The sequence below is a fragment of the Acinetobacter sp. YH12255 genome (genome assembly GCF_013417355.1).
Lineage (GTDB): Bacteria > Pseudomonadota > Gammaproteobacteria > Pseudomonadales > Moraxellaceae > Acinetobacter > Acinetobacter pseudolwoffii.
Genome location: NZ_VPEC01000006.1, coordinates 1 through 23,913 on the forward strand (window position 1 = coordinate 1; position 23,913 = coordinate 23,913).

Here is a 23,913-nt window from a genome sequence, read left to right on the forward strand (position 1 = left end):
GCCACCGAATTTTTTCGCACATACAGTTGCAATCGCAGCTGTTAAAGTTGTTTTACCATGGTCGACGTGACCAATTGTGCCCACGTTAACGTGTGGCTTATTACGTTCAAACTTAGCCTTAGCCATGAGATCTTCCTTTTTAAACTACTCATGCAGGATCACTGCATGAGCACTTGGGTTTAACTATGAATTAGTTTGGGCTTATAGTAATCGAAAGATTACTCGTCGTCACCTTTTTTACCGCCAGACTGGAACTTAGAAATGATGCCTTCAGCCACATTACGTGGAGTTTCAGCATATTTAGCAAATTCCATAGAGTAAGTCGCACGACCTTGAGACATAGAACGCATATGAGTTGCGTAACCAAACATCTCAGCCAATGGAACTTCAGCACGAATGGCTTTAGTACCACCAGGTAAATCGTCCATACCCTGAACCATACCACGACGACGGTTTAAGTCACCCATGATATCGCCCATGTAGTCTTCTGGAGTTTCTACTTCAACTTTCATGATTGGTTCAAGCAAGATTGGATCTGCTTTCATGAAACCATCACGGAATGCGTAAGAACCTGCCATTTTGAACGATAATTCGTCAGAATCGACATCATGGTAAGAACCGTCGAACAATGTCGCTTTGATGCCCACTACTGGATAACCAGCAAGTACACCATTCTTCATACGTTCTTGGATACCCTTGTCAACCGCTCCGAAGAATTCTTTAGGTACTACACCACCTACAACTTCTTCAACGAATTCGTAGTCTTTACCAGCGTCTTCAGCAAGCGGTTCTAGACGTACGTATACGTGACCGAACTTACCTTTACCACCAGTTTGACGTACGAATTTACCTTCTTGTTCAACTGACTTTTTGATCGTTTCACGGTAAGAAACCATTGGTTTACCAATGTTGGCTTCAACACCGAATTCACGCTTCATACGGTCAACAATGATGTCAAGGTGAAGTTCACCCATACCAGCAATAATGGTTTGACCTGATTCTTCATCAGTACGTACGCGGAATGATGGATCTTCTTTCGCCAAACGACCTAAAGCAACTGACATTTTTTCTTGGTCAGCTTTAGTTTTAGGCTCAACTGCAAGTGCAATTACTGGCTCAGGGAATTCCATACGCTCTAGTGTAATTACGTGGTTTTCATCACATAATGTATCACCAGTCGTTGTGTCTTTAAGACCTACACATGCCGCGATGTCGCCCGCACGAATTTCTTCGATATCTTTACGGTCATTCGCATGCATCTGTACGATACGGCCAACACGCTCACGCTTCATTTTTACTGGGTTATAACACGGGCTACCCGCTTTAAGAACACCTGAGTAAACACGAACGAAAGTCAAGTTACCTACGAATTTGTCATTCATAATTTTGAATGCAAGTGCAGAGAACGGAGCTTCGTCAGACGCTTCACGAGAACCTTCAGATTCGTCTTTGTCGTCAAGGATACCCTTGATCGCCTCAACGTCAGTCGGTGCTGGCAAGAATTCAATTACAGCATCCAACATACGTTGAACACCTTTGTTTTTGAATGCCGAACCACAAAGCATCGGTTGAATTTCGTTTGCCAATGTACGCTTACGGATACCAGCAACGATTTCTTCTTTAGTTAGCTCTTCGCCTTCTAGGTACTTGTCCATGAGTTCTTCTGATGCTTCCGCAGCAGCTTCAACCATGTTAGTACGCCATTCTTCAGCAGTAGCAACTAAGTCAGCAGGGATGTCGCCATATTCGAATTGCATACCTTGAGATGCTTCATCCCAAATGATTGCTTTCATTTCGATCAGGTCAATAACACCCTGGAAGTTTTCTTCTGCGCCGATTGGAACAACGATTGGCACTGGATTACCGCCAAGACGTGTTTTAACTTGTTCAACTGCGCGGAAGAAGTTCGCGCCAGTACGGTCCATTTTATTAACGAACGCAATACGTGGAACTTTATATTTATTTGCTTGACGCCATACCGTTTCTGACTGAGGCTGAACACCACCTACAGCACAGTAAACCATGCACGCACCGTCAAGAACACGCATAGAACGCTCAACTTCAATCGTGAAGTCAACGTGTCCCGGGGTGTCAATTACGTTAATACGGTGTTGTTCGAACTGGTTCGCCATACCTTTCCAGAAGCATGTTACAGCTGCTGAGGTAATGGTAATACCGCGTTCTTGCTCTTGTTCCATCCAGTCCGTAGTTGCCGAACCTTCGTGAGTTTCACCAAGTTTATGGCTCTCACCTGTGTAGAACAAAATACGTTCAGAAGTGGTTGTCTTACCTGCGTCAATGTGCGCAGAAATACCAATGTTACGGTAACGAGAAATTGGGGTTTGACGTGCCATGATTTCTAGCATTCCTAAATTTTGTTGTTTAAAACAGGACGCTTTAAGCTGCATAGCAACTTAAAGCGCTTTGGTGACAAAACCATGACGGTTTTAGCACTTTCCTGAATAGGGCCTGTTTTATCTGCTTAGAAACGGTAGTGAGAGAATGCTTTGTTGGCTTCAGCCATACGGTGCACATCTTCACGTTTCTTAACCGCAGCGCCTTTGCCTTCAGATGCATCAAGCAACTCGCCAGCAAGACGTAAAGCCATAGTTTTTTCAGAACGCTTAGCAGCAGCATCTACTAACCAACGCATAGCTAGGGCAGTACGACGGGATGGGCGTACTTCCATAGGTACTTGGTATGTAGCACCACCAACACGGCGTGCTTTTACTTCGACCATAGGACGAACTTTTTCAAGAGTAGTCTCGAAAAATTCAACTGGGTCTACTTTAGATTTTTCTTGAACGCGGTCTAAAGCACCGTAAACGATACTTTCAGCAATAGATTTTTTACCATCTTGCATTACGTGGTTCATGAATTTAGCGATTGTTTGGCTGCTGAACTTAGGATCCGGAAGGATTTCACGAGCAGCGACTACGCGACGTCTTGGCATTTTAAACTACCTATAAAGATGACACTTCAGGTTTATCCAGCATGAGCACAAAGTGTCATGTGCATTCGCTGGCCTTACTACACGTCGCTTGAATTTCACAAAATTAAATGCAGAAATCAGACAAGCGAGACGATAAAGGATTGCGGTTCTACGTTCTTAAAATTTAATTCTCGACGAATTATTTCTTAGGACGTTTAGTACCGTATTTAGAACGAGACTGGTTACGATCTTTAACACCAGCACAGTCTAAAGAACCACGAACGGTATGGTAACGTACACCTGGTAAGTCTTTAACACGACCACCACGGATAAGAACAACACTGTGCTCTTGCAGGTTATGGCCTTCACCACCGATGTAGCTAGAAACTTCAAAACCTGAAGTTAAGCGAACACGGCAAACTTTACGCATTGCTGAGTTAGGTTTTTTAGGTGTAGTTGTGTAAACACGTGTACAAACACCACGGCGCTGTGGACAAGCCTTCAACGCAGGAACTTTAGATTTTTCAACTAAAGTCGTACGACCCTTACGGATCAACTGATTTGTTGTTGCCATTTGGCAATTCTCCCGTTAATAAAAAGCCCCAAAAACATACTGCTTTTTGAGGGCATGCAATTGTAATTCAAGATGTAAAATTGGTCAACCTGCTCAGGTCGACCAAATATAATAACAACTATACGCTATGCTGCTATTTTCTCTCAGAATTCATTTACTTTTTCGGATTCTTCGCAGTTTTTTTTGTAACATCTTGAGCTTTAGATGTTGTTGAGGCTGTTTCAGATGCAGAATCAGGATCCTCCTGCCCCTCTAGCCCCTCATTTTCCACGGTCTCCGATTCATTTTCAGCAGTATTATCTGCTTGTATCTCTGCTTCCACGTCAGGATCAAAAGAAGTTTTGGTTAAAGCAGGCTGTTGCGATTGTTTATCTGCCACAGGTTCAACCAATTCATCACTGAGGGCATCTAGACCTTCACTGACTTTTTCATCTTTTTTCACTTCAGCTTCTTCAGAACTGAGATCATTCTTTTCTTTCTTAACCAGTTTGACCTGAGTAATTATATCATTGCCTTCAATTGCAATATCCTGATCCAGAATTGGCTCGTCTTTTGGCGCCTCGATCGACTGAGATGAACTGTCTAATAATTTAGGTGCAGCCTGTTGCAATAAATTGACTGCTTTTTCATAGGCCGCATAGGGAGACAATTGCGAATCTTGATGCTGAATCAGATATTGTCGAGCATGTGAGAAAGCTTCTTGAGCTTTCTGATTTACATCATCAACAAAACGGTGACTATAAACTGCTCCGATTCCAGCACTTGCCAATGGTGTCAATTTCGTTAATTTTTCTAAAATAGAAATTTTTGGCAGATTGTTCACCCATTCCCATTTTGCCTCGCCCTCATGGTTGTTTAACCATTGCTTGATGGCATTCATATCATTATCAGAACCCAGCATGGCCTGAAGCTGGGAAATATCGTGGGTTTTAATTGTATTACTCAGCGCTTTTAAACCCAATAATAAGGTTTGCTTTTCAGCAATCAGGCCGAGGTCCAGCTGTCTAAAGATATGTTGTACGATTTCCTGATCATCATCTTTGCTCAGGTCAAAACCATAAGAACGACCGACCTGATAAATGGTACGTAGCGCCATTAACAAAGAAGCCGGAATATCAATCGCTGTACCAAGCACCCCAGAAGCACCGCTGATTGCACCCTGTACCGCTGCAATCCATTTGTTTTGCTCACCCAAAGCCTGTGAAATTCGCTTGGAACGATCGACATCCTGAGTCAATTCTTCCAAGTCTTTTGCCCCTGCTTCATTCAGAATGGTATCGACCGAACTGCTCTGGTTACTAAACTGGTTAAGGCGGTCATAAAAATAGTCTGATACTTTCTCCGTCAGTTCAGGAGAAACAAAATGCGCCACGTTATTGACGGTATTAAAACGGTGTCCTAGAAGCTGGCGAGATACATTTGGCAGATGTTCACGAAGCATTTGCTGTGGATTATCATATTTTTTAGCCGAAAAAACGCTTTTTGTCTTCGCCGAACCGTCAATCACCTGACCGGAATTTGACGGCTTAAGCGCTTTCGTCACCGAGTCTGGTGCAACATGATTCAATAAATCCAATCCGGTTGAACTGAACTTTTTCGCCACTCCAAAGGCATTCGAAATCAGACCATTAGATTGTTTATTATTAGCATTTACCATTTTTTACCTCAGCATTCACGTGCTTGTATTTGATATAAATACTAGGTGTAGTCAGCATTTATCTCAACTTTATTCTGTGTCATTTAGTAAAATCCCTACATGCCGACTCACAAACCCAACCGACTGTCACACGGCATAACATTTGCCATAAGATTTCAAAAGTCTTTCTGCTATCATGTTCTCCATCATGAAATAAGGCTAGAGGCCGGATTTGGCGATTTTATATAGCCCATTTTCTGCCACTGGACGTAGAGCTAAACTATAAGGATCTGTAGATGAAACGTGTTGTCATCACTGGCATGGGTATTAACTCGTGTATTGGTAATACATTAGAGGATGTAAACCATTCTTTACAAAATGGGATTTCAGGAACACGTTTTAATCCGACTTATGCTGAACTCAATTTTAAAAGCCATGTGAGTGCTGCGGCCGAACAGGATTTCGACGGTATTGACCGTAAACTCAAACGCTTTATGGGCGTATGCGCAATGTATGCCTACAATTCGGCACTTGCTGCAGTTGAACATGCCGGTTTAAAACAAGAAGATCTGGCAAATAATCCACGCTATGGTATTGCCGGTGGTTCAGGTGGTGGTTCAACTGCCTCAGTGGTTGAAATGAAAGAACTTCTAGATACCAAAGGTGCGCGTAAAATTGGCCCTTTCTTTGTACCACGCAATATGACCAACACCATTACTGCAAACGTCGGTGTCGCTTTTAAACTACAAGGCGTAGCACATACCATTACCAGTGCATGTGCAACCTCTGCCGATGCCATTGGTTATGCTTATAACCTGATCCAACTGGGCAAACAAGATTTGATGCTGGCTGGTGGCGGTGAAGAAGATCACTGGTCACAAAGCTTATTGTTTGATGCGATGGGTGCGCTTTGCTCTAAATACAACGACACGCCTGAAACTGCATCTCGTCCGTACTCTGCTGACCGTGACGGCTTCGTGATTGCCGGTGGTGGCGGTTTTGTGGTGCTTGAGTCACTTGAGCATGCACAAGCACGTGGTGCAAACATCTTGGCTGAAGTGGTGGGCTATGCGGCCAACTCGGATGGTGCAGATATGGTTGCACCAAGTGGCGAAGGGGCTACACGCTGTATCCTGATGGCACTTGAAGAAGCCAAACAACATGGTGTTGAATCGATTGATTATGTGAATACTCATGGTACATCTACACCTGCTGGTGACGTGACCGAGCTTCAAGCGATGGCACGTGCATTTGGTGAAGATAAAGTTCCACCACTGAGCTCAACCAAGTCTATGACTGGTCACAGCCTGGGTGCTGCTGGCGTTCAGGAAGCAATTTACTCGATCCTGATGATGCAAAATGACTTTATTGCTCCAAACATTAACGTGACCGAGCTGGATGAAGGCGCAAAACCATTTGATATCGTGCTTGAAAAACGTGACGCAAAATTGAATACTGTGATGAGTAACAGTTTCGGTTTCGGCGGCGTAAATGCTTGTCTCATCTTCAAAAAATGGGAAGGCTAAGCCGCCCATTTTAGGGTGACTTGATGGATGCTCCTTCTGATGCTTTCCTTTGGGTAAAAGCATTACATATTATTGCTGTGGTGTGCTGGTTCGCTGCGTTGTTCTACTTGCCACGGCTGTATGTTTACCATGCCATGAGCGAAGATGCCGTAAGCCACGCGCGTTTTCAGGTGATGGAACGTAAGCTGTATCGTGGCATCATGTGGCCTGCCATGCTGGCCACCCTCATTACAGCGCACTTTCTGGTCGATTGGGGTGATGCAACACGTCACTATCATGAAGCTGTATGGTTTTACCTGAAAGTGGGTCTGGTGGGTTTATTGGTGATTTATCATCTGGTATGTGGCTATTACCGCAAAAAACTGATGGAAAATGCCCATTACAAGTCACACAAGTTCTGGCGTTATTTTAATGAAATGCCAACCCTGATCTTATTTGCTGTGGTAATTTTGGTCGTGGTAAAACCGACCTTCTAACGCATAGAGCAAAAATAAAAAATCCCTGATTCGTCGGGGATTTTTTATTTTGGCATTCTAGATTTTTACACAGCCATCCTGCTTCAGATTCAGTTCAGACAATTTCTGTTGAGAAAATGGCAGTGCTATACATAACTTTCCATCTTGCTGAAAATAACGTCGCCCTGCTGCATTTTGATTCAATAGCTCTATCTCTATACTGCCTGAATTGACTGCATTAAAAGTCGTAATTTTATTGTTTAAGACATGATTCATCACAATATATTTTTCAAAGTTGGGCTTACTGACCTGCGCTAGAACATGTCCAATCGCATTTTTTAGTCGCCATTTAGACAATGAAGAAGGCTCACTTGTCGTAAGCCGCTCTTGCAGTTCAACATACGGTGTTTCCGAAAGCATCCAGTACACCTCATATTGTGCTGCAATTGCATTAAAGGTGGTATTGGGTAAATACAGCCATTTTAGCTGTACAGGGCTGATTTCAGAGGCATGTGCCAGATATTGGGTCAGCAAATAATGTCCCATTAATTCATTTTGCAGACTTGCTTTTAAACCCAATTGATCTGAATCCAGATTATTAAGCATGACTGGATTGCTTTCATTTTTTTGCTCGATCCGAATCAGATCAATCATTTGACTGAGCCAATTCTGTACCAGCATTTTTTCAACTAAAGACAAGCGGTTCCGGCTAAAATCTAAAACCTGATGAAATTGCTGTGCATAATCCTGCACTTTAGAGCCTGAATCAAGCTGGATGTGAGCCAGTTTCAGCAACTGTAAATTTTGAATATAGCGATAATCAGGCCCGACTGCCTGCGGCGGAATCACCAATGAAATATAATCCTGGTGTTCCAATAAATCTGAAAACCGTTGTAAAGGAATACGCTCACGCCCCAGTAAAGCGTATAGCAATTTTTTATGTTCTACCACCAATGCAGAAAACTGCTCAGCTGAATTAGCCAAACGCATTTGCAGATTTTCAAGAAGTTCTTTTTCCTGTTCAGAAAAACCAGCTCGGCTCAGCTGACGGTTTAATCCTGAGTCAATCTGCAAATTTTCAGCAGCATTCTGATCTTGAATATAGTTTGCCCATTCCCGATGGTAACGATAACGACCCAGTGCCTGAGGGTGAACCTCATCTTTGGCAGCAATTCCCAATAAGTAAAAATATGAGTGTTGCTGAACATTTGCCCTATAGATTAAATCTGGCTGAATAAACTTTTTTGCCGTATCCGTTAAAGGTTGATCTGTACGCAGCCACTTTGCAGTAAATACCAACAGAATGGCTATTCCCACAAGAATGCCAAGCGACCATAACCCCAGCCTGTTTTTACTCCATCCCCTCATATAGATCCTTATTTTTAATTATAAATTTTTCTTCAATTCTAAGGGCACAGGACGAAGTTCACAAATGATTCATCACACCATAAAAAAATCCCCGATCAGGCGGGGATTTTTTTGAGCTATTTCATTGTGTTTCTAATGCCGCTTTTCTCGCGGCTGCGACACGCGGCCGATACAGTACATAATAAGTTACTGCCAAAATAATCAACCATAATGGACTGATTTTTAATGCATTGAATGTATCTGGCTCCAAACTTAAAATGACCAGAGCGAAAGCCAGAAAAGTTAGTACGATATAGCTCATCCATACCCCGCCCGGCATTTTAAAGGTGGAGTTGGCATGCTGTTCAGGGCGTAATTTACGGTAGCGTAAATAACACACCATAATTAAGCTCCAAATACTAATAAACAAAATCACGCACAGTGACGTCGCTAAAGTAAAAGCTTCCAAGGTATTGGGCACGAAGTACTGCAAAGCTGCACCAGCCATAATAAAGGCACATGAGAACATTAAACCCTTGGCTGGTACAGAACGTTTCGATAGATGCGCCAAAGCGGCAGGTGCCTGTTGACCACGCGCCAATCCGAAAAGCATACGACTGGTGGAGAATACACCACTATTCATGGAAGACATGACGGATGACAAGACCACCAGATTCATGATGATCGCCGCCGCACCAATACCGGCATGCATGAATAAGCTGACAAAAGGACTTTGATCCGCAGGAATTTTAGCCCATGGAGTCACTGACATCACTACAAACAATGACAACACATAGAACAAGATAATACGCGTTGGAATTGCATTGACGGCTTTGGGTAAATTTTTCTCAGGATCTTTGGTTTCAGCTGCCATCGTACCGAGCAATTCCACACCCACAAAGGCGAATAAGGCAATCTGGAAGCCTGCCAGGAAGCCATCCGCACCTTTGGGGAACATACCACCCGACCAGACATGGCTAAAGCTTGCAGTACTGCCATCTGGTGCCTGAAACTGGTTCAACACCATAAAGCCGCCAATAAAAATCAGGCCTAAAATGGCTAAAATCTTAATCAGGGCAAACCAGAATTCAATTTCACCAAACAGTTTGACCGTCAGCAAGTTCAAACCCAGAACCAGCAATACACAGCCGACACTGATCAATGCCTGCCCGATGGGGGTAAAGGCCACACCCTCAGGCAACCAGAAACTCAGATAATTAATAATCGCTGCTAAATCGGCAATCCCGACCAGAACCCAACCAAGCCAATAAGACCAGCCAATATAATAGGCCGCGCCCGGACCAATCAGGTCGCGCGCCATATCAATAAATGATTTGTAATGTAAATTAGCCAACAATATCTCACCCAATGCGCGCATCAGGAAGAAAAACATAAAGCCAATAATCATATAAATAAATAAAATTGAAGGGCCGGCCAAAGAGATAGTTTTACCCGATCCCATAAATAAACCGGTACCAATTGCACCACCAATGGCAATTAACTGCAGATGCCGATTGGATAGCTTGCGTTGTAGCTCATGTTGCGACGGCGCTGCGTCATCTTTAGCGGATGTTGTATTCATGTTTAGTTCCTTTTTCGCATCAGACCCTTGCCCATCTGATCGGATTTCTTCCTGAAATCCTGAATGCAGATGAAGTTCCATTTAAAAAGCTAAATGACCGGAGCTGATGTCCTTACAAAATTGAGTTGGGAGATATAAAAATCAAAACAACTCAAGCCTGTGCTGCAATCACTGCAATTTCAATCAGCCAGTCAGGATTGACCAGATCTGCCTGAATGGTGGCACGTGCCGGAGTTCCCTGTCCTTGCAACCAGTGAATCCAGATCTGGTTCACGGTTTGAAAATCTTCCAGATTTTTCACAAATAGTTGTGCCGACAGCAGTCGGCTTTTGTCTGTTCCTGCCAGCTTGAGCAGCTGATCAATTTTCGTCAGCACTTCCTGCGTTTGACCGCTAATATCCTGACGGGTGCTATCCGGCACCTGCCCTGATACATACACGGTCTGGTTGTGAATGGTGACAGCACTCATGACCTGATTGCTGTTAATACGCTGGATATCGGTGTGTTCCATCATCATATGTCCTCTCAATTTCTTCCGTTATTTGGTCAATATTTAGTTTTAGCTTTCAATCCGAACCGGTACACGAGCCGTAATCGCACACATCAATTCATAGCCTACGGTTCCTGAACCGGCCGCGACCTCATCAATTGATAAAATTTCACCTTGCGAAGATTTCCCCCAAAGTACCACTTCACTCCCCACAGTCGCCTGAGGGACAGCGGTCAGATCGACGGTAAGCATATCCATACTGACCCGACCAAGAACTTGAGTTCGCACTGAATCCACCAGAACTGGTGTACCTGTGGCTGAAATGCGCTGATACCCATCGGCATATCCACACGCCACTACACCAATGCGCATCGCCTGCTCCGCAACGAAGTTAGAACCATAACCCACACTTTCATCAGCCTGAATATACTGAATCGCAATGATTTCACTGCGCAGGCTCATGCCGGGCTGCAAATTCCAGTCATCAATAGTATGGTCAGGATAGTCAGGCGAACTGCCATACAGCATGATGCCACTACGCACAATGTCGGATTGAATATGGTGATGATGGCGCAGGATGGCTGCACTATTACTGACAGAAGTTTTCCCTGCTAAGGGTTCAATGATTTGCGTGAACATTGAATATTGATAATCAATGCCGTTCTGGCCAAAGCGCTGACCATCTGCATCGGAAAAATGCGTCATATGGCTAATTGAGCGCACATTGCCCAGTGCCTGGACTTGCTTAAAAATATCCGTATATTCGTGGGCCTGAAAACCCAAACGGTTCATACCGCTGTTAAGTTTTAAGTACACATCAAATTTTGCGTCTGGATTGATCTGCTGAAACTGCGTTAACCAGGTGATTTGATGCTGGCTATGTAGACTAAAACTTAAATCTAATGCAGCACAGACGTCTAAATCGTCTACAGCAAAAATTCCTTCGAGCAGTAAAATTTTGCCCTGCCAACCGAGCGCACGCAGACGCTGCGCTTCAGCCAAATCCAGCAAGGCAAAACCATCGGCTGATTGAAATACTGAATAGACTCGCTCAATACCATGACCATAGGCATTGGCTTTAACCACAGCATAGACTTCTGCATTTGGCGCTGCGGCTTTGGCGATCTTCAGGTTATGCTGCAATGCATCTAAGTGCACTACAGCTTGAATTGGGCGTGGCATAGCTTCTTCCTTGAAACAGCAATTTAGGCCGCGTGTGAATAACGTCCGAGTGAAAGTCCTTCAGTGCTGATTTCGGTTTTATGATTCAACACAATGTCACTGATTAACTTGCCCGAACCACAGGCCATGGTCCAACCCAGAGTGCCATGTCCAGTATTCAGGAACAGATTTTTAAAACGCGTTACACCAATAATCGGGGTACTGTCTGGGGTCATTGGACGTAAACCGGTCCAGAAACTCGCTTCTGCCAGATCCCCGCCTGGGAATAATTCCTGAGTGACCATTTCCAGAGTGGCACGGCGATTGTCTTTCAAATTGTGGTTAAATCCACTTAGTTCGGCCATACCGCCAACACGGATCCGCTGGTCAAAACGCGTGATGGCAATTTTATAGGTTTCATCCAGCACCGTAGATTGTGGTGCAAAGTTGGCATCAACAATTGGAATGGTCAGTGAATAGCCTTTGACTGGATAAACCGGCAAATCCAGATTCAAAGGTTTTAAGAAATCACGCGAATAACTACCGAATGCCAATACATATTTATCAGCCGTCAGCACTTCACCATTGACCACCACCCCCTTAATTTCATCGCCTTCAATCACCAAACGCTCAACATTTTGGTTAAATTTAAACTGCACGCCCAATTCTTTGGCAACATTGGCTAAGGCATTGGTAAATAAATAACAGTCGCCTGTCTCATCATTGGGTAAATGCAAGCCGCCCACCAGTTTATCCTGGGCATGCGCCAGGGCTGGCTCAACTTTGGCCAGATCAGCGCCCAACAACAATTCATGCGGTACGCCGCATTCTCGCAATACCGCAATATCACGTTGCACCATCTCTAATTGCGCTTCGTTACGAAAGACTTGCAAAGTACCTTTAGAACGGTGTTCATAACTGATCCCGGTTTCTTTACGCAATTCACGTAAACAGTCACGGCTATATTCAGCCACACGGGTCATACGTTCTTTGTTAATCGCATAGCTGGCTGGATTACAGTTTTTCAGCATTTGTGCCATCCAGTTCAACTGCCACATACTGCCATCTAAATTAATCGCTAAAGGTGCATGATGCTGGAACATCCATTTCACTGCTTTAAATGGAATGCCCGGTGCTGCCCATGGCGTCGAATAGCCCGGAGAAATTTGTCCGGCATTGCCAAAACTGGTTTCTTCAGCCGGCCCGGTTTGACGGTCGAGCACTGTAACTTCTACACCCTGCTGCGCCAGATAATAGGCACTCGCCACACCGATTACACCACTGCCTAAGACCAAAACGCGCATCTTACTACCCTCAAATTTTTCTAGTTGATTTAACTAGTATATTTTTGGATCAATAGTGAATTTAACTATATTGAGACGATATATTTAGTGAAATAAACATTTTTTTCGGGCAGAATTAAAAAAAAGAGGGAAATATTGATGCGTAAATTAGACCGCATTGATCGCATGATTCTGGATATCTTGCAACGCGATGGCCGGATTGCCATTAGTGAGCTGGCAGCACGTGTGAACCTGTCAACCACACCCTGTTCAGAACGGGTAAAACGGCTGGAGCGCGAAGGCATTATCATGGGTTATTACGCGCGCTTAAATCCGGAACTGCTAGAACGCAATTTGCTAGTCTTTCTGGAGATTAAGCTTTCTGCAAAATCGGGTGATGTATTTGATCAGGTGGCGCGTAATCTGACCGAAATTCCAGAAGTACTGGAGTGTCATTTGATTTCCGGTGACTTTGATTATCTGGTCAAGGCACGTCTCAAAGAGATGAGTGCCTATCGGCGTCTGTTAGGCGATTTGCTAAAAAAATTACCTGCTTCTGCCTCCTCACATAGTTATGTGGTCATGGAGGAAGTAAAAGAAAGTCTCTATCTGGATCTTGGCGGGTAATTATTTTTATCTTTCAACATTCAGCGCTCAAGCTGTTTCCAAAAAAATAATGCCCCAAATGGGGCATTATGGTGAACAAGATATTTAGATATTTATTTTCGACTTAAAAATCAGGCCGGAATACGCAATACCTGTCCCGGGAAAATATCATCAGCATCTTTGAGCAATGGGCGATTGGCCTCAAAGATCTTATTGTACTGATTGGCATCACCATAAAATTCTTTCGAGATTTTTGACAAGCTATCCCCCGATTTTACCGTATAGAATTTGCTTTCCGGTTCAGGGCTGCTGACCGTAAGCTGATCATCCACTTTGGCCACATGATCAATATTCCCCACCGCCAGAATAATTTTTTCACGATCGGCCTGACTTTGCACCTGACCTCTGACCGTGGCCAGATCCGAGGTTGAATTATAACTGATGGATAAACCAGTGATCGGAAGACCCAAACCTTTTACATGACCAAGTAATTTATTTGCGACTTCTTGGGCAGAAGGCTCTGCGGGCTGTGCTGCTGCGGCTGGAGTAGTATTTGCTGGTGCGGCCTGCGGCTCTGCGGCAGCTGTATTTTTCTTACCGATACCTTTTACAAAATCAAAAAGACCCATATGGAACTCCATTCTTGTCGTTAATGTCATATCACTCTTATTTTTATAATGAAAATAGCCAAGGCATAGTTAGTCATTGGTGACAGAAAGGTAATCGATTGTAAAATTTCCATTTAGGTGAAAAGCAGACACAAAAAAACCACCGAGAGGGTGGTCTTTATGCTCAGCAAAGCTGAAATCGGCGATTAACCCAGTTTCTTAGAAACATAGTCAATTGCAGATTGAACAGTTGTGATTTCGTTAGAATCTTCATCAGGAATCGTGATGTCGAAATCATTTTCGAAAGACATAACCAGTTCAACTAGATCTAGAGAATCTGCACCTAAGTCATCCATGAAAGACGCTTCGTTTTTAATCTCTTCGATTTTGATACCAAGTTGTTCTGCAACTGCTTGCTTAACACGTTGTTCGATATCGCTCACAGGAATTCTCCTCATTGCTTGTGGCGTTTTTAATGCCGTTAGTTTAATTGAATCTAAAAAATTTGGAAAGTTTATACTTGAGCTTAGCTCATGTATAAGCCCCCATTTACATGCATAACTGTACCAGTAATGTAACTGGCTTTGTCTGAAGCCAGGAAACTTACAGCATTTGCGATATCTTGTGGGTTACCCAAACGGTTTAACGCCACTTGCTCAGTCATTTTTTTACGAATTTCTTCGCTTAACTGTTCCGTCATTTCAGTTGCAATAAAGCCTGGTGCGACCGAGTTAACCGTAATCTGACGGCTACCCATTTCTTTGGCCAAACTACGACTGAAGGCTTCAATTCCGGCTTTGGCAGCAGAATAGTTGGCCTGCCCCGGGTTGGCAAAGTGTGCCACCACAGAGCTGATGTTGATGATGCGTCCGAAACGTGCCTTGGTCATGCCTTTCAGCACACGTTTAGACAGACGGTAAACGGCTTTCAGGTGAATATTTAAAATATCATCCCAGTCATCTTCAGACATGCGAAGCAATAAGTTGTCTTTGGTAATACCGGCATTATTAACCAACGCCAGCACTGGACCATAGTTCTGTTCGATCTCCGTCACCAGTGCATCAATCGCAGCACCATCACGTACATCTAAAACTTTGCCCGCACCATTTTCAGCAAACTGTGCAGATAATTTTTCAGCGCCCGCTTCAGAAGTCGCAGTACCCACGACAAAATAACCATCCTGAATCAACTGTTGTGCGATCGCAGCACCAATACCACGACTTGCACCTGTTACCAAGGCAACTTTCGGTTCCTGTGTCATGCAATTTTCCCTTCTGCCGTCAATACGGTGTTCAATGCATCTTCCAGACGAGATTTGCTATCCAGTGGAAGTGCTTTTTCGATATTCGGTAGGCGTTTCGCCAAGTTACTCAATACATTGCCCGGACCACATTCAACGATGTACTGAATGCCTTCATCTTGAAGGAATTGCAGGGTTTTGGTCCATTGTACTGATTCATAAAGTTGCGCTGTTAAAGCCTGACGCAATGCAGGGACATCAGCCGCAGCTTCAGCGCCTACATTTTGTAATACAGGAATGCATGGCAGCTCAATGGCGGTTTGTTCCAATGCAGGCGCAAACTGTTCTGCCGCAGGTTTCATCAGTGAACAATGCGATGGAACCGATACCGGCAATGCAATCGCCTTAGCGCTATTTTCTTTGGCCAGTGCCATCACTGCTTCAACGCGATCTTTATTGCCTGCAACCACAACCTGCCCTTGGGCATTGTAGTTTGCCGCTTCAACAGAACCTTCACCTGCTGCAGTTGCTTGTGCACACAGCTCAATCACTTTGGCATCATCCAGACCTAAAATAGCAGCCATTGCACCGACACCCTGAGGTACAGCCGTCTGCATCAGTTTACCGCGCAGGTTGACCAGTTTGACTGCATCACCCAGGCTTAGGCTACCCGCTGCCACCAGCGCGCTGTACTCACCCAGTGAATGGCCTGCCAGATATTTCGGTGCCACACCACCAGATTCCAGCCACACGCGCCACAAGGCAATACTTGCAGTCAGCAATACCGGCTGGGTAAATTCAGTTTGATTTAAGTTTTCGCCAGTTTGCGCAATCTGCCACAAATCGAAGCCGACAGCTTCAGAGGCTTCTGCAAATGTCTCGCGAATAGCAGAAAACTGCTCTGCAAGTTCAGCCAGCATGCCGGCTTTTTGTGAGCCTTGACCTGGAAATACAAATGCAGTTTTCGTTGCTTGTGCTGCTTGTTCGAGTTGTGTCGCAGACATAATAAAATCCTTTCATTCAAGAGGTGTCATCTTCAGTTGTAGCAAGAAGACTGGCCAATAAAGCCACCTAAATCATTGTGGAGCGCAATTTAGCATGTAATTTTGCTGGCGGTAATTGCCAAATACAACAAAAAACCGATGCAAGCAAAAATCAAGGACAAAAAAAAGGGAGCTAAATGCTCCCATTTTTTCTACTAAGCTTGACGCTTAATACATCATCAATTATTCAGCAGATGCTTTAGCGAATAATTGACGACCACGGTAGATACCATCTTTAGATACGTGGTGACGACGGTGAGTCTCGCCAGTAGCTTGGTCTACAGTTAATGCATTCTCGGTTAAAGCGTCATGTGAACGGCGCATGTCACGGCGAGAGCGACTTTTACGGTTTTGCTGAACGGCCATGATGGCTCCTTACAAAGATCGAAAAAATGGATCAGAACAAATTCGATTGTCTTATACACAAGAGTATAACACAAAAATTAGTTAAGTTTACCCTTCAGAGCTGCCAAAACATCAAACGGATTATCTCGTTTTTCTTCGACAACTTCTTCTATGGCAGGCTGATGCTTATGTTCGCAAAACTCATGTTTAGGCGACAACGGCACCAACAATAACAGTTCATCTTCTATCAGCGCGAGCAAATCAGCGGTCGCAGGTGCATCATAGTCACCTTTGGTCGTTGCTTCACTTTCACCTAGGACGATGAAATCAGCATCCTCATCCAAGCGCTCTATCAGTGACTCATCATCCACAAGTGCCAAATGGAACGATGAAACCAGTTCAATCTCTACAGTTTCCAGACAACGCTGGCACTCCATAGGAACTTTTGTTTCAACGTGACCATCTAGCCATGCAATACGATGATAGGCATCCATTGATAGCTTACAGTCTATGTTAATCAATTGATCATCAATTGATCCAACAGCTTCACGAGCGATACGAACAAAGCGGGATAAAGGCAGTTGACCTGACCATTTAAAGCCCTGTTCAGCCCATTTAAACGGCTCAATCTGTGCCGGAAAGGTATTTGCTGACATAATTAAGGCGGCAATTCTACAAATTCATCAGTACTCTGTCAAAGATTAAGATACAATTTTGTACTTATTTCGACAGACCATTTGGGTAACTCAAGTCATGCATCTGTTGCAGCCGCAAACAGAAGTGAATGTTTCATCACTCGTTAGCACAATTCCAAGCCTTGATTCTGACAGTTCAACACAACAAGTGCAACTCTCGCCATGGACGAATTTATCGTCAGAAGCGCAGCAGGTGGACTGGCTCATCTTACACTTTAATCACTGGTTTTCCCATTTAAATGTGACTTTAGTCCGTGGCGAATTTGAACCTGAATATTTTCCTGCCGATGCCGATACTCCTGCCCGGATTCAGTTTGCACATGGATTCTTTAATAGTGCCTTGCATGAAATCAGCCATTGGACAATTGCCGGGAATAAACGCCGGGAACTTCCGGATCTTGGTTACTGGTATGCCCCGGATGGGCGTACAGCCGAACAACAAGCGCTGTTTGAACAGGTAGAAATTAAACCGCAGGCAATCGAGTGGATGTTTGCCCAGGCCTTTGGGCGTAAATTTCGGGTGTCGCTGGATAACCTGACTGGTGACGGCGGTGACGGAACCCGCTTTAAAGATCATGTCTATGCACAAGTGCAGGCTTATTTTCGTGGTGAGGCAAAATTGCCACGGGATGCACAACGCTTTATTCAATGTATCTGTGCCTGTAGCAGAGGTGGCAAAAGTTTACAATCTGATGAATTTATACGTGAAATGCTTGATTAAATTACACAAATCTACCTTTTTGGTGATTGCCAGACGCTGCCTGAGCGCCACATAATAAGCCATCAGCCCAAGCTTGGAGTAGCCTCTATGCTGCATTTACGCGTACACCCCGATAACCCGCAACCGCGCTTAATCAGTCAGGCGGTAGAACGAATCCGTGCTGGCGATGTGGTGGTCTATCCCACGGATGCTGCCTATGCGATTGGTTGCCAGATTGGGAATAAAAGTGCCATGGAACGCATTGCGCAGATTCGCGGACTTGGCCCAAAACATCAATATGCAATTTTGTGCTGTGATTTATCCGATATTGCCACCTATGCCAAAGTGGACAATGCCATGTATCGCTTACTCAAAAACAATACACCAGCAGTCACCACTTTTATTTTACCGGCCACCAGTGAAGTGCCGAAACGCTTGATGCATCCCAAAAAGAAAACCATTGGCCTGCGCATTCCGAGCAATCCGGTGTGTCAGATGCTGCTCAAAGAACTGGGTGAGCCTCTCTTGACCTCTACCCTGATTTTGCCGGACCAGACCGATCCGCTGGATGATCCTTTTGAGATTGAAATGCAATTGGGCAAACGCATTGATGTGTTTATCGATAGCGGTTTAGGTACATTAAGCACCACCTCGATTATTGATTTATCTGGTGATCATCCAGAAATTATTCGTCGTGGCGTGGGTGATGTCAGCGCATTTGAATAAAGAATGCCATCTTATTTCCAGCCGACTGCAGGAGTCAGTCTATGGATTTATTTTATATCCTGCTGAATCAGCATGAATTCTCTGCCCAATATTGTATCTATGCAGAACTGCCTTGGACACTTCAATCCAGGGCCATCATGATCGAAGCATATCCTTCGCCCAGTCCCACTCTAAACATTGATGCTACTGAATATCAGTTTTTCATGAATTTGGCTTTGCTTCGACAGCTATTACAGATCTATTCAAGCCAGAACCTATGCCTGGCAGAGACTTGCCAACGTATGATTGAGTTTGCACTGAGTGAATATCCTTCCTCACCGCGCTGAAGTTCTTAGCACTCAGATAGGTATTAATCATATCGCAGGATACTAAAACAGATACTAAAACATGGATATGGTCATAGCTTCCACCCGTAACACATTGACTCTTTGCCCCGCTTATCTGGCTGTTTTTTTTGGGGCCTTCTTTTAAATTGCAAATAAATTCCATTATTTTTTCAAGTTTTTATGCCTTTGACTCCTTATTTAATTTATTTAGAGTTACTTTTCCAGTACAATGACGGCACTTAATTCTATGCTTTTTCTTTCGATGAGATACCGAAGATCAAGCCTTTGCATGCCTTTGAAAATTCGCGTGGCCTATAATTGTAATGACTCAAATTATCCATAACACAATGGAATCTGCTCCGCACATTCGGGTTCTGGATGAATGGCAGGATACTATTCCAGAGGATCTGTATATTCCTCCCGCCGCATTTGAAATCTTGTTAGAACATTTTGAAGGCCCACTCGACTTTTTAATTTACCTGATTCAAAAAAATGGTTTTGACCTGTTGCAAGTCGATATCGCGCCGATTGCAGCGCAATATTTATCCTATATGGATGCAATGAAATCCCTGAATATTGAGCTGACCGCAGATTATATGGTGATGGCTGCTTTATTGGCAGATCTCAAATCGCGTCTGTTATTGCCTAAACCGAAAAGCCTGTCTGCGATTGAGCAAGATCCAAAACAAGAACTGATCGACCGTTTAGAAAATTATTTAAGAATTAAACGGGCAGCAGAACGTCTGGGGCAAATGCCTATTCTGGAGCGTGATACATTCCTGACCCATGTCAGTCTGGGCGACGTTCAGCAGAATAATGAAGGCTATTCGATCGATTTACTGCGTGATGCCTTGTTGTGTATTTTTAACCGTCCTGAACCGGTGATTCATCAGGTGCAACAGGAACCGGTACTGCTCGAAGAACGGATCGCCTATATTGAAAGCTGTCTGGAATCTGGCGAAGTCTTATCTTTTGCCGATTTACTCAAACCGAGTCAGGGACGCATGGGGATGGTGGTGACCTTTATGGCAGTGCTGGAGCTGACCCGGCAACAAAAAATTCAGATTATTGCTACAGGTATTGAAGCCCCGCTCGCAGTTCAAGGAGCCAGTCAATGACACTAGAGCTAAATACGCTGTTTTCTGCAGAAGATAATCTGCATGAGGTGTTGATGCAGCTTGAGGCGATTATTTTCGCCAGCGACTCTGCGGTTTCACTGGCGCGTCTGAAAGAGGCTTTTCAGGATCGCTATAGCAAACAGGAATTACGTCAGTATTTACAACAACTTTCCATGTTAATGCATGGCCGTTCGATTGAACTGATTGAAACAGCACAAGGTTATCGTTTTCAAGTGCGTGCAAAATATCGTAATATTATTGCACAGACCTGGCCTGAGCGACCAACTCGCTTGTCGCCGGCCTTACTTGAAACACTTGCAGTGATTGCTTATCACCAGCCGGTGACCCGAGCCGATATTGAACAAATTCGTGGTGTGACGAATAACAGTCAGATTTTGCGTACGCTGTTTGACTGGAACTGGATTAAAGAATCCGGATTTCGTGAACTCCCTGGAAGACCTGCGTTGTTAATGACAACGCCACAATTTTTAAATGCGTTTGGCTTGAATTCTTTAGGCCAATTGCCTCCCCTGCAGGATGCCAAGGAAGCTTTTATGGCCCTCGATGCAAATGCACCGAAGTCATAAATAGGTGAACTGTTGATAATTATTTCTAAGGTTATGCTGTCATGAGTGAAAAATTGCAAAAGGTGCTTGCACGCGTTGGTTTGGGTTCTCGCCGTTATATGGAAGAAGTCATTGCCGCGGGTCGTGTAAGCGTCAATGGGCAAATTGCCCAAGTGGGTGAACGAATCGAACCAGGTGATGAGCTTCGCATCGATGGTCGTAAAGTTGCATTTCAGATTGAAGACGAAATTCGTCGTCGTGTGATTATCTATTATAAGCCTGAAGGCGAGATCTGCTCACGTAGCGATCCTGAAAACCGCCCGACCGTGTTTGAACAGTTACCTGCGATTCCGGGCGATCGCTGGGTGATGGTCGGCCGTCTGGATATTAACTCGACCGGTCTGTTACTGTTCACCAATGATGGCGAACTTGCCAACCGCTTGATGCATCCATCCAATGAAATCGAACGTGAATACGCAGTTCGTGTCATGGGTGAAGTGACACCACAAATCAAAAACACCATGCTTAAAGGCGTGGTATTAGATGACGGCCCAGCAAAATTCGAATCGTTCTCTGAACTCGGCGGTGATGGTATTAACCGTTGGTTCCAGGTCGTAGTAAAAGAAGGGCGTAACCGTGAAGTACGTCGTATCTTCGAATCACAAGGTCTGAAAGTGAGCCGTCTGCTGCGTACCCGCTACGGTACTGTGATTCTGCCACGCGAACTGCGTACCGGTCGCTGGATTGAACTGGATAAAAACGATATCGACAACCTGACCAAAGCTGTGGAACTGAAACCACGTCAAGGTACAGGCCTGTTTGGTATGGCGAAACGTCGTAACGAGCGTATGCAGGATAAACCGATGGCTGCACGCCGTGGCGGTTTCTTGCGTCAGCAACGTCGTGACAGTGATGAACAACAACCACAGAATAACCCTGGCCGCGAGCGTCGTGATGACAATGCTTATGGTCGTCGTGACAGAAATGAAAACCAAAATGGTACGCAGTTCGTTCGTCGTGACAACCGTGATGGCAATACTCAATTTCCTCGCCGCGAAACTCGTCCAGATCAAGCTTTTGGTCGCCGTGAAGAGCGTGATGAAAATGCGCCACGTCGTCCATACGGTGTCAATAAAGGCTTTAAAAAGTTTTAATTGATATAAACAAAAAAAGTCAGGCAAATGCCTGACTTTTTTATGCATTATGTATCAGGCGCTTTGTGGAATCCCCTGCGGAATGGCACTGAGTAAACGCTTGGTATATTCATGTTGTGGTGACTGATACAATTCATCTGAATTGGCAATTTCCACCAGTTCCCCATGATTCATCACCATGATCTGATCTGAAATATACTTCACCACCGATAAATCATGTGAAATGAAAATATAACTGAGTTCAAATTCATCCTGCAAATCTTGCAGTAAATTCAAGACCTGCGCCTGTACTGAAACATCCAGCGCCGAGACCGACTCATCACAGATCAAAATTTCAGGCTTCAAAGTCAGACAACGTGCAATTGCAATACGCTGACGCTGACCACCGGAAAACTCATGCGGATAGCGATAAAAAGCCTGAACAGGCAAGCTGACCCGCTCCAACAGGTCCAAAGCCATTTGCTTGCGTTCTGTATCATCCTGACCAATTTTATGAATCTGCATCGGTTCCATCAGGATTTGCCCCACGGTAAAACGCGGATTTAAAGAGGCATAAGGATTCTGGAAAATGATCTGGATTTTACGTTGATACTGGTTAAATTCCTTTTCAGACATGGCCAAAATGTCCCGCCCCTGAAACAGCGCTTTACCGCCTGTTGCCTGTTGCAAACGCATCAATAACAAGCCAATGGTGGTTTTGCCAGAACCGGATTCTCCGACCAGCCCCAAGGTTTTACCTTTGGCCAGCTGAAAAGAAACCCCTTTCACCGCCTGAAATTCATCTTTGCCAAACAGACCTTTGCGGCTATAAAAAGATTTTTTCAGATCACGTACATCCAGAATAATTTCTTCTCCACCCTTCAGTCCGCGTGAGCGTTGCGGAAGTTGAGTATTCAGGTGGATATCGTCCAGCCAGGTTGAACCATCCTGTTTCATAAAATCACTGATCATCGGCAAACGTAACGGACGTTGCGACAATTGTGGACGGCAATGCAATAAAGCCCGGGTATACATATCCTGAGGTCGATCCAATACGTCCTGAACCAAACCCTGTTCACGAATTTCCCCATGTCGCATCACAATCACCTGATCGGCAATTTCACCAACCAAAGCCAGATCATGGGTAATGAACAGCATCGACATCTGACGGCGCTGACGCAGAGATTCCAGCAAGTCCAGAATCTGCTTTTGAATGGTGACATCCAGGGCTGTGGTCGGTTCATCCGCAATTAACAGCTTGGGTTCACAGGCAATGGCCATGGCAATCATGACCCGCTGCTGCTGCCCCCCCGAAAGCTGCCCCGGATAAGCATCGATTTTAGTTTCTGGCGCAGGGATCCCTACTTCTTTGAGCAATTCCAGAGTACGTTGCCGCGCCTGCTTTTTATTCATACCCAAATGGAGTTGCAAAATTTCTGCAATCTGCATGCCTACCGTAAATACCGGATTGAGCGAGGACATCGGCTCCTGAAAAATCATGGCAATATCTTTACCACACATCTGGCGCATGTCACGGGTTTTGAGCTTAAGCAGATTTTTCCCTTCAAAGATAATCCGGCTGTCTTCGGAAATACGCGCGCTTTCCGTCGGGAGCAAGCCCATGGTCGCCAGTGAAGTAACCGACTTGCCACTTCCCGATTCTCCTACCAATGCCACCGTAGTATTGGCCGGAATTTCAAAAGAAACCCCTTTCACGGTTTCGATATATTGTTTATTTTCATCTTTAAAACTGACACGCAGATTTTCCACGCAAAGTAACGCAGGTGCTGTACTTGGATTGATTTCAGACATGGTTGCGCT

26 protein-coding genes are annotated in these 23,913 nt (G+C 44.5%); 9 read left to right on the forward strand and 17 right to left on the reverse strand.

Annotated elements, in window-relative coordinates:
• From FTV30_RS03780 to FTV30_RS03800, 5 genes are all read right to left on the reverse strand, one after another.
• The coding region (locus FTV30_RS03780) for a GTP-binding protein (protein ID WP_227518531.1) at positions 1 to 126 on the reverse strand (126 nt) is incomplete at its 3' end.
• Between the two features lie 92 nt (positions 127 to 218).
• Positions 219 to 2,354 carry an elongation factor G gene (gene fusA, locus FTV30_RS03785; protein WP_074384132.1) on the reverse strand — a complete coding sequence of 712 codons (2,136 nt, stop codon included), beginning with the start codon at positions 2,352 to 2,354 and terminating at the stop codon, positions 219 to 221.
• Positions 2,355 to 2,482: 128 nt separating this feature from the next.
• Entirely contained in the window at positions 2,483 to 2,953 is a 471-nt protein-coding gene (gene rpsG / locus FTV30_RS03790) for a 30S ribosomal protein S7 (RefSeq protein ID WP_004279240.1), read from the reverse strand.
• Between the two features lie 178 nt (positions 2,954 to 3,131).
• On the reverse strand, positions 3,132 to 3,506 hold the full coding sequence (rpsL, locus tag FTV30_RS03795) for a 30S ribosomal protein S12 (protein ID WP_002050319.1): 375 nt from the start codon (positions 3,504 to 3,506) through the stop codon (positions 3,132 to 3,134).
• A 154-nt stretch (positions 3,507 to 3,660) separates the two neighbouring features.
• Positions 3,661 to 5,163, reverse strand: a complete 1,503-nt coding sequence (locus FTV30_RS03800) for an EcsC family protein (protein WP_180001050.1) — start codon at positions 5,161 to 5,163, stop codon at positions 3,661 to 3,663.
• 275 nt (positions 5,164 to 5,438) lie between these two features.
• Between FTV30_RS03800 and FTV30_RS03805 the strand changes: the two genes are divergently transcribed.
• Positions 5,439 to 6,668 carry a beta-ketoacyl synthase N-terminal-like domain-containing protein gene (locus FTV30_RS03805; protein ID WP_005096011.1) on the forward strand — a complete coding sequence of 410 codons (1,230 nt, stop codon included), beginning with the start codon at positions 5,439 to 5,441 and terminating at the stop codon, positions 6,666 to 6,668.
• A gap of 23 nt (positions 6,669 to 6,691) precedes the next feature.
• Positions 6,692 to 7,144, forward strand: coding sequence for a CopD family protein (locus FTV30_RS03810; protein ID WP_074384131.1), 453 nt, complete (start codon positions 6,692 to 6,694; stop codon positions 7,142 to 7,144).
• A gap of 57 nt (positions 7,145 to 7,201) precedes the next feature.
• Here the strand turns inward: FTV30_RS03810 and FTV30_RS03815 are convergent, their stop codons facing one another.
• The 5 genes from FTV30_RS03815 to FTV30_RS03835 all read right to left on the reverse strand — a co-directional run bounded on the left by FTV30_RS03815 (position 7,202) and on the right by FTV30_RS03835 (position 13,007).
• A complete protein-coding gene (locus FTV30_RS03815) occupies positions 7,202 to 8,440 on the reverse strand; it encodes a hypothetical protein (RefSeq protein WP_373683701.1) in 1,239 nt (412 codons plus the stop codon).
• A 172-nt stretch (positions 8,441 to 8,612) separates the two neighbouring features.
• Entirely contained in the window at positions 8,613 to 10,052 is a 1,440-nt protein-coding gene (locus FTV30_RS03820; RefSeq protein ID WP_074384173.1) for an amino acid permease, read from the reverse strand.
• Between the two features lie 151 nt (positions 10,053 to 10,203).
• Positions 10,204 to 10,566: a RidA family protein gene (locus tag FTV30_RS03825; RefSeq protein WP_005172374.1), complete on the reverse strand. Its 363-nt coding sequence runs from the start codon at positions 10,564 to 10,566 to the stop codon at positions 10,204 to 10,206.
• 45 nt (positions 10,567 to 10,611) lie between these two features.
• On the reverse strand, positions 10,612 to 11,724 hold the full coding sequence (gene alr, locus FTV30_RS03830) for an alanine racemase (protein WP_100534696.1): 1,113 nt from the start codon (positions 11,722 to 11,724) through the stop codon (positions 10,612 to 10,614).
• 23 nt (positions 11,725 to 11,747) lie between these two features.
• Complete coding sequence (locus tag FTV30_RS03835) at positions 11,748 to 13,007, reverse strand: D-amino acid dehydrogenase (protein WP_005095996.1); 1,260 nt, start codon at positions 13,005 to 13,007, stop codon at positions 11,748 to 11,750.
• Positions 13,008 to 13,145: 138 nt separating this feature from the next.
• Here FTV30_RS03835 and FTV30_RS03840 point away from each other — a divergent pair, with 138 nt between their 5' ends.
• Positions 13,146 to 13,613 carry an Lrp/AsnC ligand binding domain-containing protein gene (locus FTV30_RS03840; protein WP_005095994.1) on the forward strand — a complete coding sequence of 156 codons (468 nt, stop codon included), beginning with the start codon at positions 13,146 to 13,148 and terminating at the stop codon, positions 13,611 to 13,613.
• Positions 13,614 to 13,723: 110 nt separating this feature from the next.
• Here FTV30_RS03840 and lysM read toward each other — a convergent pair whose 3' ends face one another.
• From lysM to FTV30_RS03870, 6 genes are all read right to left on the reverse strand, one after another.
• Positions 13,724 to 14,221, reverse strand: coding sequence for a peptidoglycan-binding protein LysM (gene lysM, locus FTV30_RS03845; RefSeq protein WP_005095992.1), 498 nt, complete (start codon positions 14,219 to 14,221; stop codon positions 13,724 to 13,726).
• 185 nt (positions 14,222 to 14,406) lie between these two features.
• Positions 14,407 to 14,643, reverse strand: coding sequence for an acyl carrier protein (gene acpP / locus FTV30_RS03850; protein ID WP_004646101.1), 237 nt, complete (start codon positions 14,641 to 14,643; stop codon positions 14,407 to 14,409).
• Between the two features lie 83 nt (positions 14,644 to 14,726).
• Complete coding sequence (gene fabG / locus FTV30_RS03855; protein ID WP_005095990.1) at positions 14,727 to 15,461, reverse strand: 3-oxoacyl-ACP reductase FabG; 735 nt, start codon at positions 15,459 to 15,461, stop codon at positions 14,727 to 14,729.
• Positions 15,458 to 16,444: an ACP S-malonyltransferase gene (gene fabD, locus FTV30_RS03860; protein WP_005095987.1), complete on the reverse strand. Its 987-nt coding sequence runs from the start codon at positions 16,442 to 16,444 to the stop codon at positions 15,458 to 15,460. Before fabD ends, fabG begins: the two co-directional genes overlap by 4 nt.
• A 222-nt stretch (positions 16,445 to 16,666) precedes the next feature.
• Positions 16,667 to 16,849, reverse strand: a complete 183-nt coding sequence (rpmF, locus tag FTV30_RS03865) for a 50S ribosomal protein L32 (protein WP_004279227.1) — start codon at positions 16,847 to 16,849, stop codon at positions 16,667 to 16,669.
• A gap of 77 nt (positions 16,850 to 16,926) precedes the next feature.
• Positions 16,927 to 17,484, reverse strand: coding sequence for a DUF177 domain-containing protein (locus FTV30_RS03870; RefSeq protein ID WP_074384127.1), 558 nt, complete (start codon positions 17,482 to 17,484; stop codon positions 16,927 to 16,929).
• 97 nt (positions 17,485 to 17,581) lie between these two features.
• On the opposite strand from FTV30_RS03870, the gene FTV30_RS03875 reads away from it, so the two are divergent.
• From FTV30_RS03875 to rluB, 6 genes are all read left to right on the forward strand, one after another.
• Positions 17,582 to 18,244, forward strand: a complete 663-nt coding sequence (locus FTV30_RS03875) for an elongation factor P hydroxylase (protein WP_180001089.1) — start codon at positions 17,582 to 17,584, stop codon at positions 18,242 to 18,244.
• Between the two features lie 87 nt (positions 18,245 to 18,331).
• Positions 18,332 to 18,949, forward strand: a complete 618-nt coding sequence (locus FTV30_RS03880) for an L-threonylcarbamoyladenylate synthase (RefSeq protein WP_005095982.1) — start codon at positions 18,332 to 18,334, stop codon at positions 18,947 to 18,949.
• Positions 18,950 to 18,990: 41 nt separating this feature from the next.
• On the forward strand, positions 18,991 to 19,275 hold the full coding sequence (locus FTV30_RS03885) for a hypothetical protein (RefSeq protein ID WP_005095980.1): 285 nt from the start codon (positions 18,991 to 18,993) through the stop codon (positions 19,273 to 19,275).
• 323 nt (positions 19,276 to 19,598) lie between these two features.
• Positions 19,599 to 20,393 carry a ScpA family protein gene (locus FTV30_RS03890; RefSeq protein WP_005172392.1) on the forward strand — a complete coding sequence of 265 codons (795 nt, stop codon included), beginning with the start codon at positions 19,599 to 19,601 and terminating at the stop codon, positions 20,391 to 20,393.
• Positions 20,390 to 20,980, forward strand: coding sequence for an SMC-Scp complex subunit ScpB (scpB, locus tag FTV30_RS03895; RefSeq protein WP_180001052.1), 591 nt, complete (start codon positions 20,390 to 20,392; stop codon positions 20,978 to 20,980). Before FTV30_RS03890 ends, scpB begins: the two co-directional genes overlap by 4 nt.
• A 41-nt stretch (positions 20,981 to 21,021) precedes the next feature.
• A complete protein-coding gene (gene rluB / locus FTV30_RS03900) occupies positions 21,022 to 22,113 on the forward strand; it encodes a 23S rRNA pseudouridine(2605) synthase RluB (protein ID WP_074384125.1) in 1,092 nt (363 codons plus the stop codon).
• A 54-nt stretch (positions 22,114 to 22,167) separates the two neighbouring features.
• Here rluB and FTV30_RS03905 read toward each other — a convergent pair whose 3' ends face one another.
• Positions 22,168 to 23,904, reverse strand: coding sequence for an ABC transporter ATP-binding protein (locus FTV30_RS03905; RefSeq protein WP_180001053.1), 1,737 nt, complete (start codon positions 23,902 to 23,904; stop codon positions 22,168 to 22,170).
• Positions 23,905 to 23,913 lie beyond the last annotated feature (9 nt).